The sequence below is a fragment of the Vibrio sp. QJM3NY_39 genome (assembly GCF_057785895.1).
Genome location: NZ_CM173505.1, coordinates 2,683,759 through 2,697,979, shown reverse-complemented (window position 1 = coordinate 2,697,979; position 14,221 = coordinate 2,683,759). Strand labels below are relative to the sequence as shown.

Below are 14,221 nucleotides of genomic sequence, written 5' to 3'. Positions count from 1 at the left end.
TTTCTTCGTTACAAATGTTCTGACTGGCTAGATAAATTGCACAATCTTTATGCCCATCAATGATCTTTGGTGATTGATCATTTCTGAGCTTTGACTAATTTGAACGACAGTTAGCGTGTTTTTTGAACAAGTTAGGATCTTTAGCCCATTAAATCCAATAGCTGTTTTAGAAAAGTGAGAAATTTAAATTGCTGATAAATAAAGAGTTAATATTTTATTTGTGGTTTTTTAAAAGTTTTTCTAAAGCTTCGGGATTTTGAGCCGTTATTAAAAGTAACTTTGAGAGAACTACTTGGTTTTCCGAGACGTCGGAAACCGCTATACCGGAAAATCAATTGGAGAAATCACCATGGCAGTGAATGTAAATACAAACGTTTCAGCGATGACAGCGCAACGTTACCTAAACAACGCAAACAGCGCACAACAAACATCAATGGAGCGTCTAGCTTCAGGCTCTAAAATCAACAGCGCGAAAGATGACGCTGCGGGCCTACAAATCTCTAACCGTTTGAACGTTCAGAGCCGCGGCCTTGATGTTGCTGTACGTAACGCGAACGACGGTATCTCTATTGCACAAACTGCTGAAGGTGCAATGAACGAGACAACCAACATCCTGCAACGTATGCGTGATTTGTCTCTACAATCTTCAAACGGCTCAAACTCAAAATCTGAGCGTGTAGCGATTCAAGAAGAAGTAACAGCACTGAACGACGAACTAAACCGTATCGCGGAAACGACGTCTTTTGGTGGTAACAAGCTGCTTAACGGTACTCACGGTACTAAATCATTCCAAATCGGTGCGGATAACGGTGAAGCGGTAATGCTTCAACTGAAAGACATGCGCTCTGATAACGCTCAGATGGGTGGTAAGAGCTACCAAACTGAGAATGCGAAAGACAAAGACTGGAACGTTCAAGCTGGCGCAAACGACCTAAAAATGTCGTTCACTGATAACTTCGGCCAAGCACAAGAAATCGATGTGTCTGCGAAAGCGGGCGACGACATCGAAGAGCTAGCAACGTACATCAACGGTCAACAAGACTCTGTTAAAGCGTCTGTAACTGAAGACGGTAAGCTACAAATGTTTACTGGTAACAACAAAGTTGAAGGCGAAGTGGCATTCTCTGGCAGCCTTGCTGGCGAACTAGGTATGCAACCTGGCAAAGACGTAACGGTTGATACTATCGACGTAACATCAGTTGGCGGAGCACAAGAGTCTGTAGCAGTTATCGATGCGGCACTTAAGTATGTGGATAGCCACCGTGCTGAGCTAGGTGCTTTCCAAAACCGTTTCGACCATGCGATCAGCAACTTAGACAACATTAACGAAAACGTTAATGCATCTAAGAGCCGTATTAAAGATACCGATTTCGCGAAAGAAACGACTCAGATGACTAAGTCTCAGATCCTTTCTCAAGCTTCAAGCTCGATTCTTGCTCAAGCGAAGCAAGCTCCGAACTCGGCACTTAGCCTACTAGGTTAATTGATTTAAAGGCCACGTTGCCAAGTTGGTTATAAGCGCTGTTGATCATAAGTGCTGTTGATCATAAACGTTAACGTTAGGCTTCCACAAATTAGCTCGTGGTGAGAGATGAGCGCTAAACAGACCCAGCTTCGGCTGGGTTTTTTATTGCCTGTAATTTGGCGAAGGTGTATTTGGAAAAGTGCAATGTTGGTAAGCAGGAGCAAAAGCGAGATTCCCTATCACGTTCGTCCCCCGCTGTAGGGAATGACGGAATGTAAATCAACAAATTGAGCCGTTATTCGTCATCCCAGAATCGAGTAGAACGAGATATCAGGGATCTCTTTTGGTTTTTATATTCAATACCATGCTCATTAATCTAAGCCGACGGGAAGCTTTAGCGAATGTCGCCCTATTAATTGAAGCCCGATCACACTTTTCCTTGTTGTTGAAAATAATACGAAAAAACTCGCAATTTTTATTAAAGCTTCTAATTAAGGGGCCGTTAAAGGGATTGAGAGAAATGATATGTACCAATGTAAGGTGAGAGAGACACTGGTGCATAAACAAAATTGACATGTATTTGTGTGAGGTGAGAGTCACATAAGTACATTAAAAAATGCCTAAAGGAGATCAACTATGGCGATTAATGTAAGCACTAATGTGTCTGCAATGACGGCTCAGCGCTACCTAAATAGCGCGGCTGAAGGTACTCAAAAATCAATGGAGCGTTTGTCTTCTGGCTATAAAATCAATAGCGCAAAAGATGATGCTGCAGGCCTACAAATCTCTAACCGCTTAACGTCGCAAAGCCGTGGCCTAGATATGGCTGTGAAAAACGCGAATGATGGTATCTCTATTGCACAGACAGCTGAAGGTGCAATGAATGAGTCAACCAACATTCTGCAACGTATGCGTGACCTTTCTCTTCAATCTTCAAATGGTTCAAACAGCAAATCTGAACGTGTTGCGATCCAAGAAGAAGTCTCTGCTCTAAACACAGAGCTTAACCGTATTGCTGAAACGACCTCTTTTGGTGGTAACAAGCTTCTTAACGGTACTTACGGCAGCCAATCTTTCCAAATCGGTGCAGATTCTGGTGAAGCAGTAATGCTGACGATGAATAACATGCGTACTGACACTCAAGACATGGGTGGCAAGAGCTACGGCGTTACAGAAGGCAAAGATGCTTCTTGGCGTGTAGCTGCAGGTTCTGATCTGACTATCAAATACAACGATAAGTTTGGTGAAGCACAAGAGTTGTCTATTTCTGCGAAGGAAGGCAACGATATGGAAGAGCTAGCAACTTACATCAATGGTCAGAGCCAAGACGTTAAAGCGTCAGTTGGTGAAGGCGGCAAACTGCAACTTTTCGCTTCAAGTCAAAAAGTTGAAGGTGATGTTGAGTTCGGCGGCAGCCTTGCAGGTGAACTTGGTATTGGTGCAGCTAAAGACGTGACTGTTAACGACATTGACGTAACATCGGTTGCTGGCGCGAACGAAGCGGTATCTATCATTGATGGCGCACTAAAATCTGTTGATAGTAACCGTGCTTCTCTTGGTGCTTTCCAAAACCGTTTTGACCACGCAATCAGCAACTTAGATAACATCAACGAAAACGTTAATGCATCTAAGAGCCGTATCAAAGATACTGATTACGCGAAAGAAACGACAGCAATGACGAAGTCTCAAATCCTACAACAGGCGAGTACTTCTATCCTAGCTCAAGCAAAACAATCACCATCAGCAGCTCTAAGCTTATTGGGCTAAACTTACCTCGGTAAGTAGCGGTAAACTCTACTCTGGGTAGAGTTTTACTGTATGGCTCACAAAGGAGGGAGGGAGACTGTTATGGAAATACCATCCAACGCATCGAACATCCAGCCTTATGGCTCACCTAATGGCATTAAATTTGCAAGCGATGAAGGTAGTAGTGCGTCGAGCACTTCACGACTGAAAGAAGCAACATCTTATGGCAAGGTAGAAAAATCGAAAGAGCAAGCTACTGAAGCGGCGATTCAATTAGCTCAACATCGACAAGAGTTAAACGATGAAGAGCGAGTCAAGATGGTAGAGAAGGTAAACGAGTTTATCTCCTCTCTCAACAAGGGTGTTGCCTTTAAAGTCGATGAAGAGTCGGGGAGAGATGTGGTTACCATTTATGAGACCACAACCGGTGATATTATTCGCCAGATCCCTGACGAAGAAATGCTTGAAATTCTAAGACGCCTAGCAGCCCAAAACTCAAATAGTAGAATATTTGAGGTGAAGGTTTAAGTCGTATTATTGAGGTGATTTAATGAGTTTTGGCCCAATGGGGATTTCGTCTGGCATGGATATCAATTCCATGGTCAGCAAAATTGTTGATTCGGAGCGTGTACCTAAACAGCAACGAATTGATAATGAACGAACGCGAATTGATACCAGTATTAGTGCCTATGGAAGACTCAGAGAATCCCTTGATTCGATGAAAAACCTGATGACAAACTTTCGTCAGGAAAAAGCTTTTGCTGTGCGAACAGTTGAAAGTACCGATGAAGGTCTTGTCTCTGCAACCGCGACTACCGAAGCGATCGCTGGCAAATATGCCATCGATGTGTTGCAGCTTGCCCAGAGTCATAAAGTGGCTTCTGATGTACTGTCAGAGGACATGAAATTTGGCCCAGGTAAGCTGCAGGTTTCGCTTGGTGATGACAGCTTTGATGTGCAAGTTGGCGACAGATCGAAACTTATCGATGTCGTTCGCAGTATAAACGGCGCAGATAGCAATCCAGGCGTTCGTGCATCTATTATCAATGATGTCGAAGGCCCACGACTTATTGTCGCCTCGAACCAGTCTGGTTCAGATCAGCAGATCAGCATTAATGTAGAGTCTGATGCTGCTAATCCTCTAAAAAAACTCGAATACAAAACTCTAGAAGAGCGTGTGAAGGCGCTTGAGAAAGCGCGCCTTGCTGCACAAGATGTTCTTGCTCTAACCCCTGCAGGAAAAGCCGTTGAACTCATCGATGAAGCGATCGCTAACGATGACCCAAATGCGAGTGAAAAATTCGATGAAGACGGAAATGTTATCCCAGCAACCCAAACCGATTCTGCCTCAGATGTTGACGGAGACTCTCAAAGTCTTAGCTACGGCGAGCAAGCTGCAGCCGATGGTCAAGTTGCCCTAGATGCAGCTCAGGCGTCAAAGTCTGTGATGCCCGAAGACAATATCCCAGGTTGGACTGAAACAGCCTCAGGAACTCTTTTAGATTCTTACTACACACCAGAACTTGAGCTTGATGAAAAAGCAATAGAGAAGGCGCCTGATGTGCCGGGGTGGTCAAATGCTGCCTCGGGTACTCTGACCGATTCCTACGTGACGCCGAAAGAAGCTCAGCAAAAGCTGGAAGCTGAACAAGCGCGTATCGAAGATAAAATTTCACAAGAAAAAGCCGATTTGGCTGAGAAAGTTCAAAAAGGCGAATTGACCGCGGAACAAGCCAAAAAAATTGAGCGTGCGAAATTAGAACCCGAAGAGCGTGAGCTTTTAGAGAAAGTCGATAAAGTGCAAGCTGAGCTCGAACAGGCACAACAGTCTTTTGATACCTATAGCGGTATGGCTGAAGTTCAGGCGGGGCAAGATTCAATGGTCGTTCTAGACGGCGTCGCACAGCTTTCGAGTAATAACAATGTGATTGAAGATGCCGTAGAAGGTATCGATATCACGGTGAAAGGAAAAACGCCAAAAGATAAGCCACCGGCTGAAATCGGTGTTGAGTACGACCGTAATAGTGTGCGCCAAGACATTGAATCTTTCGTTAACTCTTACAATCAGTTTTATCAAGTGTCTAAGAACTTGGCGGGCGTTGATCCAACGACTGGCCAAAAAGGGCCGCTTTCTGGCGACAGTACTGTACGTAATGCCGACTCGCGATTGAAAGGGGTGTTCTCATCAAGTATTGAAGGCGCGCCTGATAATCTCAAGTCATTGACTGAATTTGGTATCACGACCACAAGGCAAGGCTCGCTAGAAATTAACTACGACATGCTTGATCGTCAACTTAATAATAACTTCGATAAGTTGGGTGAGTTCTTTGGCGGCAACAATGGTTTCGCCAAAAAAGTGGAAGATGCGATTCAAGGTATCACAGGTATCACAGGTTCGATTCGTACTAGAGAAAAGAGCTTAGTCGAGCAAAATTACCGCTTGGTTGATGATCAAAGCGCACTCGATCGCCGCATGGACAGCCTAGAAAACCGCACACATTCTAAGTTTACTGCCATGCAAGATGCGACTAGCAAGATGCAATCCCAGCTGGGCAGTATGATGAATGCGTTGGGCTAATAGATGAACAGTCAGCTGCAAGAGCTTTGTGAACTCGATCAATTAATTATCTCTAAGCTTGAATTTAGTGAAATTAATGCTGAAGAAATAACGCGGCTTGTCGATAACAGAGAACAGTTATTGCAAAACGTGCTTCAAATAATCGACTCACACCCCGACGTTAAGCAAAGTTCTGAATGGTTTGAAGCCATTACCAGAACCAGAAAATTAGTCGAATTGATGCAGTCTGAGACGACTCGAGTAGGTAAGAACCTACACAAATACCGTCACGGCGCTAAATCAGTTCAACAATACAAAAAGTTTTTATAAAAGAGGTTTACTATGCGCGGTTCTTTACAGGCATATAAAAAGGTATCAGTGGATAGTCAGCTAACAGCTGCCTCACCGCATAAGATTGTACAAATGCTAATGGCAGGTGCTATCGAGCGCTTGATTCAAGGTAAAGCGGCAATGCAAGCGGGCAACATCCCAGTGAAAGGCGAGCGACTTGGTAAGGCTCTGGATATCATTATTAGCCTACGTAGTTGCCTGTCTATGGACGATGGTGGCGATATTGCGAAAAACCTAGATCAACTTTATGAGTTCATGATCACGCAAATTTCTGCGGCAAATCACAAAAATGACCCACAGCCTATTGATGATGTTATCGATATTATCCGCGAAATTAAGAGCGCTTGGGACCAAATTCCGAACGAATATCACAACTTGACGTCTGCTGACGTAGGTATTTAAAGAAAAACTGCAGTTTTAACCAATCTCATATCCCTTAATTGGTTGGTTGCCTTATTTTTTTAATCAAATAAAATAGAAGCCATTAGATAGCCTAATGGCTTTTTTCGTTGCTGATTTCCTAAATTTGTCCACGTAGACCATAATCATTGATACTTTTCTCTGTTTTATCGATTACGTCGCTCACCGTTTTTCTGCATCGCACCAAAATAAAGGCAATAATTCCTACTTATGCAAGGTTTGGCAAAACTGCTTGTCGTCGACGATAGCGCTCAAGATCGTCACAATTTAAGCACAATATTAGAGTTTGTAGGAGAGAGCTGCGAAGTAATCAGCTCTGAACAAGCACGTAAAGTTGATTGGTCACTACAGTGGGCCGGCTGCATTATTGGTACCATTAAAGGTAAAGGCTTCAACGCATTACTGAATGAAAAGCTTGTTCACGCCAATCACATCCCTTTACTGGTGATTGGTAAAAACAATCACCCGGTTGACGAGCTAACTAACTATGTTGGCGAACTTGAACTTCCTCTTAACTACCCGCAATTAAGTGATGCATTAAGGCACTGTAAAGATTTCTTAGGCCGCAAGGGTGTTCAAGTGGTGTCTTCGGCACGCAAGAACACACTGTTTCGCAGCTTAGTAGGGCAAAGTGCTGGCATTCAAGAAGTACGTCACTTAATTGAACAAGTCTCTTCTACGGAAGCGAACGTGCTGATTCTTGGTGAATCTGGTACAGGCAAAGAAGTCGTAGCGCGTAATATTCACTATCACTCTAAGCGCCGTTCTGGGCCTTTCGTGCCTGTGAATTGTGGTGCTATTCCACCAGACTTACTCGAAAGTGAGTTGTTTGGTCATGAGAAGGGCGCATTTACTGGTGCGATTACCGCACGAAAAGGTCGCTTTGAATTGGCTGAAGGTGGCACACTGTTTCTTGATGAAATTGGCGATATGCCAATGGCAATGCAAGTTAAGTTGTTGCGTGTACTGCAAGAGCGCTGTTTTGAACGCGTAGGTGGCAACAGCACCATTAAAGCTGACGTTCGTGTGATTGCAGCAACACACCGCAATCTTGAAGACATGATCGACGATGACTCGTTCCGTGAAGACCTTTATTACCGCTTGAATGTGTTCCCAATTGAAATGCCGGCGCTTCAAGATCGTAAAGAAGACATTCCACTGTTGCTTCAAGAGCTAATGACTCGAATGGAAGCGGAAGGCAGTATGCCTATCTGCTTCACGGCACGTGCTATCAATTCTTTGATGGAGCACTACTGGCCAGGTAACGTTCGTGAGCTAGCGAACCTCGTTGAGCGAATGGTTATCCTGTATCCGAATAGCTTGGTTGATGTGAATCATCTACCCACTAAATATAGATACAGTGATATCCCTGAGTTCCAGCCTGAATTTAATCGCTTTGTGTCGGAAGAAGAGCAAGAACGTGATGCACTTTCTGATTTGTTCTCAGAAAATTTCAGCTTTGACCAGCAAGATGATCTTGCCGATAACGCGAATGCGCCTCAAGAGTTACCACCAGAAGGTGTTAATTTGAAAGAGCTGTTGGCGGATATGGAAGTGAACATGATTAACCAAGCCTTGGAAGCGCAGGGTGGCATTGTTGCCCGTGCTGCAGACATGCTTGGAATGCGCAGAACCACTCTGGTTGAAAAAATGCGTAAGTATAATCTACAGCGATAGAGCTCAGATCCGTGTTCAGCGATATCAAATTAAGACGGGTGTTGAGTTAAAGCATCGTTTTGGTTGAGAGAATAGAGAGGGCATAGTCGAGTTGTTGCTTGCTTAACTATGTGATAAATATAGCAAATAGCCTGACGCGTGTTTTACGTGTCAGGCTGTTTTAGTATTTGAGGCAAATTTTTGACATGCACGGATCTAACGAATCAGAAAATCAGTCACACCTAGATTCAGTTGAACAGCAGGTTGAGCGCTATAAGCAAGTGCTTGATGTGATGCCAGCAGGTGTCATCTTGTTAGATACTCATGGTGAAGTAAGGGAAGCGAACCCAGAAGCGCACCGAATTTTAGGTGTGGAACTGGTGGGCGAGAAGTGGTTTTCGGTTATTCAAAGTGCCTTTGATCCAAAAGACGATGATGGACATGAGATCTCACTGAAGAATGGGCGTAAGGTTCGTTTGGCTATTTCAGCTTCTACCACGGGTCAACTTATCTTGATTACCGACCTGACAGAAACTCGTCTTCTACAGTCTCGCGTGAGTGATCTTCAGCGCTTGTCGTCGTTAGGCAGAATGGTAGCCTCGTTGGCACACCAGGTTCGTACGCCACTTTCTAGTGCGATGTTGTATGCATCCAACCTTGCCGCGCCGAACCTGCCGCCAGCAACAAAAACGCGCTTTCAATCTAAGCTTATGGATAGGCTCCATGACTTAGAGAAGCAAGTGAATGACATGCTGTTGTTTGCTAAAGGTGGCGACAACAAGGTTGTGAAGCCATTTACCGTTGCTGAACTGATCACTGAATTTCACCCAATGGTGGAAGCGGCATTAAAATCGAACCAGATTGATTATTGCCAGGAAGTGGAAGGCGAAGAAACTCAGATGTTTGGCAATGCTAATGCTATAGCTTCTGCTCTGAGCAACCTAGTTTTGAACGCAGTGCAAATTGCGGGTAAAGAATCGCAGATTGATGTTTTTTTTAGGCCCGTAAACGGCGAGCTTAAGATATCAGTGCAAGACAGTGGCCCCGGCGTACCGAAAGAGCTTCAAGGTAAAATTATGGAACCCTTCTTTACCACTCGTTCGCAAGGTACAGGTCTAGGTTTAGCCGTTGTACAAATGGTCTGTCGAGCACATGAAGGCCGACTGGAATTGATATCAGAAGAAGGGGACGGCGCATGCTTTACTATGTGTCTACCGCTGGAAAGAAGCGCTTCTTCTGAAGACTAATAAGTTTTAACTGAATTTACACTGGAGAATCCTATGGCTCAAAGCAAAGTGTTAATCGTCGAAGATGATGAAGGTCTACGCGAAGCCCTTGTCGACACTCTCGCGCTTGCTGGCTATGAATGGCTGGAAGCGGATTGTGCGGAAGATGCTCTGGTAAAATTGAAATCGAACTCCGTTGATATTGTTGTCTCTGATGTGCAGATGGCAGGTATGGGCGGCTTAGCACTGCTAAGAAATATCAAGCAGCATTGGCCAAATCTACCAGTATTGTTGATGACAGCGTATGCCAACATTGAAGACGCCGTTGCCGCAATGAAAGAGGGCGCTATAGACTATATGGCAAAGCCATTTGCGCCTGAAGTACTGCTCAATATGGTGAGCCGTTATGCTCCGGTAAAATCGGATGATAATGGCGATGCCATCGTTGCCGATGAGAAAAGCATCAAGTTAATGATGTTGGCTGACAAGGTGGCTAAAACCGATGCTAACGTCATGGTGTTGGGGCCAAGTGGTTCTGGTAAAGAGGTCATGTCTCGCTATATTCACAACGCTTCGAGCCGTAAAGACGGTCCGTTTGTTGCGATTAACTGTGCCGCGATTCCAGATAATATGTTGGAAGCAACACTGTTTGGCTACGATAAAGGCGCATTTACTGGTGCTATTCAAGCTTGTCCTGGTAAATTTGAGCAAGCTCAAGGCGGTACTATTTTGTTGGATGAGATCAGTGAAATGGATCTTAGCCTACAAGCGAAACTACTGCGCGTGTTGCAAGAGCGCGAAGTTGAACGTCTTGGTAGCCGCAAGAGTATCAAACTGGATGTTCGTGTTCTGGCAACCAGTAACCGCGACCTAAAGCAGTATGTTTCTGAAGGGAATTTCCGTGAGGATTTATACTACCGCCTGAATGTATTTCCAATTACTTGGCCAGCACTGTGTGAACGTAAAGGCGATATTGAGCCGCTTGCGAAGCACTTGGTTGAGCGCCATTGCACCAAGCTTGGTATGCCCGTTCCTGTTCTGTCCGAGCAAGCCATTAGTAAGCTCGTCAATTATCCGTGGCCGGGTAATGTGCGTGAACTGGATAATGTCGTGCAGCGCGCTCTAATTCTGAGTGAGCAAGAAAATATTTCAGGTGAGCACATCTTGCTTGAAGGTGTCGATTGGCAAGACGCAAGTGGTCTACAGCAAATTGTTGAAGGCAATAGTGTTGCAGCGCCAGATATCAAGCCGATTGCTGAAGCGAACCCTATTGGTAAAGTCGTGGCTGCCAGCGAAGGGCTTGGAAATGAGCTTCGAGATCAAGAGTATGCAATTATTCTTGAGACGCTGATCGCTTGTAATGGCCGACGTAAAGAAATGGCAGAAAAGTTGGGCATTAGCCCTCGCACATTGCGTTATAAGTTGGCGAAAATGCGCGATGCTGGAATAGATATCCCAAACTGAGGATAGATTAGTAGTGTCAGCTTTCTGACTAGTGTAATACGATATCTAGTCAATTTAATGTGTGGCACGCTAATTGCTCTGTCAATAATACAGCTAAATAGATAGTCATAATTTTGACTCCTGAGGTAGTAGATGAGAATAGATGGTTTACAAGGCGAAATGCAGGCAATGATGGTTGAAGCTGCTAGCGCGCGTCCTGCTGCAACGGGGCAAGCGGTCGGTGCAGATTTTGGCAACATGCTGACGCAGGCCATTAATAACGTGAACTCATTACAAAAAACCTCAGGTGATCTTCAAGCTCGTTTTGATAGTGGCGACCAAAGCGTGTCTCTATCGGACGTGATGATTGCTCGTAATAAATCTAGTGTGGCTTTTGAGGCGACGATCCAAATTAGAAATAGATTGGTCGAATCGTACAAAGAGCTGATGAATATGCCGGTATAAGTTGGGTAATTAAATAGTGGCAGATAATAGTCAAACAACAGATTTAACCGTAAGCGATAGCAATGACCATGCACTCATTGCAGGTTCGGAGCTTGATGGGGAAGGGCAAAATCCCGATCTAGGTGAACGCAGTTCCTCTAAGTTCGATATGGCCGTCGGTGATCTCGATTTACTTCGTCAGGTCGTCTTAGTCCTATCTATTTCTATCTGTGTAGCGCTGATTGTGATGCTGTTTTTCTGGGTGAAAGAGCCAGAAATGCGTCCATTAGGGGCTTATGAAACAGAAGAGTTGATTCCCGTTCTTGATTACTTGGATCTACAAAAGATCGAATACACTCTTGAAGGTAACACTATCTCGGTACCGGCTAGTGAGTACAACTCATTAAAGCTTAATATGGTACGAGCGGGTTTGAATCAAGAGCGAAACGCCGGTGATGACATCCTCATGCAAGACATGGGTTTTGGTGTATCACAACGTTTAGAGCAAGAGCGCCTTAAGTTAAGTCGTGAAAGACAGCTTGCGAAAGCCATTGAGCAGATGAAACAGGTACGTAAAGCTCAGGTTTTATTAGCCTTGCCAAAGCAGAGTGTCTTTGTTCGTCACAATCAAGAAGCCTCAGCTTCCGTATTTCTGACTCTGAAAACGGGCAGTAACCTCAAGCAGCAAGAAGTTGATTCTGTTGTCGACATGGTGGCAAGTGCCGTTCCGGGAATGAAAACCTCACGTATCACGGTGACCGATCAGCATGGCCGACTGTTGAACTCAGGTTCTCAAGACCCGATGTCAGCTGCGCGTCGTAAAGAACATGAGCTAGAGCGCAATCAAGAGCAAGCGCTGCGTGAAAAAATTGACTCTATCCTAATTCCTATTCTTGGGTTTGGTAACTATACCGCTCAGGTTGATATTCAGCTTGATTTTAGTGCAGTGGAACAAACGAGAAAACGTTTTGATCCGAATACGCCAGCGACTCGAAGTGAATACACGTTAGAAGATTACAACAACGGCAACACTGTGGCTGGTATTCCTGGTGCTTTGAGTAACCAGCCTCCTGCAGATGCTTCAATTCCCCAAGATGTTGCTCAGATGAAAGACGGTGCGATGACGGGGCAAGGCTCGGTTCACAAAGAAGCGACCCGAAACTTTGAGCTAGACACAACCATCAGCCATGAACGTAAACAGAGCGGCACGGTTAACCGTCAGACGGTATCGGTAGCGATCAAAGACCGTCAATCACTGAACCCTGATACGGGCGAAGTGGTTCATACGCCAATCCCTGCCAGCGAAATTAATGCGATTCGTCAGGTACTGATTGGTACTGTCGGTTTTGATGAAAATCGTGGCGATTTACTCAATGTGTTAAGCATGCAGTTCGCACCACAAGTGACGGATGTTGTCGCTGATGTGCCAATTTGGGAGCATACAAACTTCAATGATTGGGTACGCTGGTTTGCGAGCGCGTTGGTTATTATTGTCGTGGTATTGGTACTTGTTCGCCCTGCAATGAAGAAACTGCTTAACCCAGCAGCTGACGACGACGACCAAATGTACGGCCCTGATGGTATGCCAATTGGTGCCGACGGCGAAACCAGCTTAATTGGTGGTGATATTGAAGGTGGCGAGTTGTTTGAATTTGGTTCAAGCATCGACTTACCAAACCTTCATAAAGACGAAGACGTGCTGAAAGCAGTACGTGCACTTGTAGCGAATGAACCAGAGCTAGCAGCTCAAGTAGTTAAGAATTGGATGGTAGATGGCTAACGAAATAGTTCCACAACAAACGGAAGGCGGTGAAGTGCTTGATGTCTCTAGCGTGGATATCGATTCTATCTCAGGCGACGAACGTGCTGCGATCTTGTTACTAAGTTTAAATGAAGAAGATGCTGCTGGTATTATTCGTCACCTAGAGCCAAAGCAGGTTCAGCGTGTGGGTAGTGCAATGGCGCGAGCGACTGATCTATCCCAAGAAAAAGTGGGAGCGGTTCATCGTGCTTTCTTAGATGATATTCAGAAGTACACCAACATTGGTATGGGCAGTGAAGACTTCATGCGTAATGCGCTGGTCGCTGCCTTGGGTGAAGACAAGGCGAATAACCTTGTTGACCAAATTCTTCTTGGTACTGGCTCGAAAGGTTTGGACTCACTGAAGTGGATGGATCCTCGTCAGGTGGCGAGTATCATCATCAACGAGCACCCTCAGATTCAAACCATTGTGTTGTCGTACCTCGATTCTGATCAGTCGGCTGAGATTCTGTCTCAATTCCCAGAAAGAGTTCGTCTGGATCTGATGATGCGTATTGCTAACCTTGAAGAAGTTCAACCTTCGGCTCTTGCTGAATTGAATGAAATCATGGAGAAGCAGTTTGCGGGTCAAGCGGGTGCTCAAGCTGCCAAAATTGGTGGCCTGAAAGCCGCGGCTGAGATCATGAACTACATGGACAATAATGTGGAAGGCGTCTTGATGGATCAAATCCGAGATCAAGACGAAGATATGGCAACGCAGATTCAAGATCTTATGTTTGTCTTTGAAAACCTTATTGAAGTTGATGACCAAGGTGTTCAACGACTGCTGCGTGATGTTCCACAAGACGTTCTACAGAAAGCGCTTAAAGGTGCTGATGACGGTCTACGTGAGAAGATCTTCAAGAACATGTCTAAACGTGCTGCCGATATGATGAGAGACGACATTGAGGCGATGCCGCCAGTAAAAGTCTCCGACGTGGAAGCGGCTCAAAAAGAGATATTGGGTATTGCGAGGAAGATGGCAGACAGTGGCGAGATTATGCTGTCTGGTGGCGCCGACGAGTTCCTTTAATACAGAAACCTCAAGAGCCCCACACTGTTGGGGCTTTTCTTTATCCAATCTCGAACCCAAGATTAACTCCGTTCAACGG

The 14,221-nt window shown here is 45.0% G+C and carries 12 protein-coding genes; all 12 read left to right on the top strand.

The genetic code is table 11. The features are described 5' to 3' along the window. The first annotated feature begins 349 nt into the window (after window positions 1–349). Entirely contained in the window at window positions 350–1,483 is a 1,134-nt protein-coding gene (locus tag AC3CHU_RS11950) for a flagellin (RefSeq protein ID WP_004736189.1), read from the top strand. A gap of 618 nt (window positions 1,484–2,101) precedes the next feature. Next, a complete protein-coding gene (locus AC3CHU_RS11945) occupies window positions 2,102–3,232 on the top strand; it encodes a flagellin (protein WP_004736190.1) in 1,131 nt (376 codons plus the stop codon). Window positions 3,233–3,313: 81 nt separating this feature from the next. Next, window positions 3,314–3,739: a flagellar protein FlaG gene (gene flaG / locus AC3CHU_RS11940; protein ID WP_004736191.1), complete on the top strand. Its 426-nt coding sequence runs from the start codon at window positions 3,314–3,316 to the stop codon at window positions 3,737–3,739. Window positions 3,740–3,761: 22 nt separating this feature from the next. Beyond that, window positions 3,762–5,789: a flagellar filament capping protein FliD gene (gene fliD / locus AC3CHU_RS11935; protein WP_488524614.1), complete on the top strand. Its 2,028-nt coding sequence runs from the start codon at window positions 3,762–3,764 to the stop codon at window positions 5,787–5,789. Window positions 5,790–5,792: 3 nt separating this feature from the next. Continuing rightward, window positions 5,793–6,098 (top strand): flagellar protein FliT, encoded by a 306-nt coding sequence (fliT, locus tag AC3CHU_RS11930; RefSeq protein WP_488524613.1) that lies wholly within the window; start codon window positions 5,793–5,795, stop codon window positions 6,096–6,098. Between the two features lie 12 nt (window positions 6,099–6,110). Then, on the top strand, window positions 6,111–6,521 hold the full coding sequence (gene fliS / locus AC3CHU_RS11925) for a flagellar export chaperone FliS (RefSeq protein ID WP_004736194.1): 411 nt from the start codon (window positions 6,111–6,113) through the stop codon (window positions 6,519–6,521). 228 nt (window positions 6,522–6,749) lie between these two features. Next, window positions 6,750–8,216 carry a sigma-54 dependent transcriptional regulator gene (locus AC3CHU_RS11920; RefSeq protein ID WP_488524612.1) on the top strand — a complete coding sequence of 489 codons (1,467 nt, stop codon included), beginning with the start codon at window positions 6,750–6,752 and terminating at the stop codon, window positions 8,214–8,216. A gap of 185 nt (window positions 8,217–8,401) precedes the next feature. Next, window positions 8,402–9,442: a sensor histidine kinase gene (locus AC3CHU_RS11915; RefSeq protein WP_017076823.1), complete on the top strand. Its 1,041-nt coding sequence runs from the start codon at window positions 8,402–8,404 to the stop codon at window positions 9,440–9,442. A 33-nt stretch (window positions 9,443–9,475) separates the two neighbouring features. Further along, entirely contained in the window at window positions 9,476–10,885 is a 1,410-nt protein-coding gene (locus AC3CHU_RS11910; protein ID WP_065206827.1) for a sigma-54-dependent transcriptional regulator, read from the top strand. Between the two features lie 132 nt (window positions 10,886–11,017). Continuing rightward, the gene (gene fliE, locus AC3CHU_RS11905) at window positions 11,018–11,329 is read left to right on the top strand and encodes a flagellar hook-basal body complex protein FliE (RefSeq protein WP_004736198.1); all 312 of its coding nucleotides are present in this window, start codon (window positions 11,018–11,020) and stop codon (window positions 11,327–11,329) included. A gap of 16 nt (window positions 11,330–11,345) precedes the next feature. Continuing rightward, a complete protein-coding gene (gene fliF / locus AC3CHU_RS11900; RefSeq protein WP_488524611.1) occupies window positions 11,346–13,088 on the top strand; it encodes a flagellar basal-body MS-ring/collar protein FliF in 1,743 nt (580 codons plus the stop codon). Further along, the gene (fliG, locus tag AC3CHU_RS11895) at window positions 13,081–14,142 is read left to right on the top strand and encodes a flagellar motor switch protein FliG (protein WP_004736200.1); all 1,062 of its coding nucleotides are present in this window, start codon (window positions 13,081–13,083) and stop codon (window positions 14,140–14,142) included. The genes fliF and fliG overlap by 8 nt, the downstream gene beginning before the upstream one ends. Window positions 14,143–14,221: the final 79 nt, after the last annotated feature.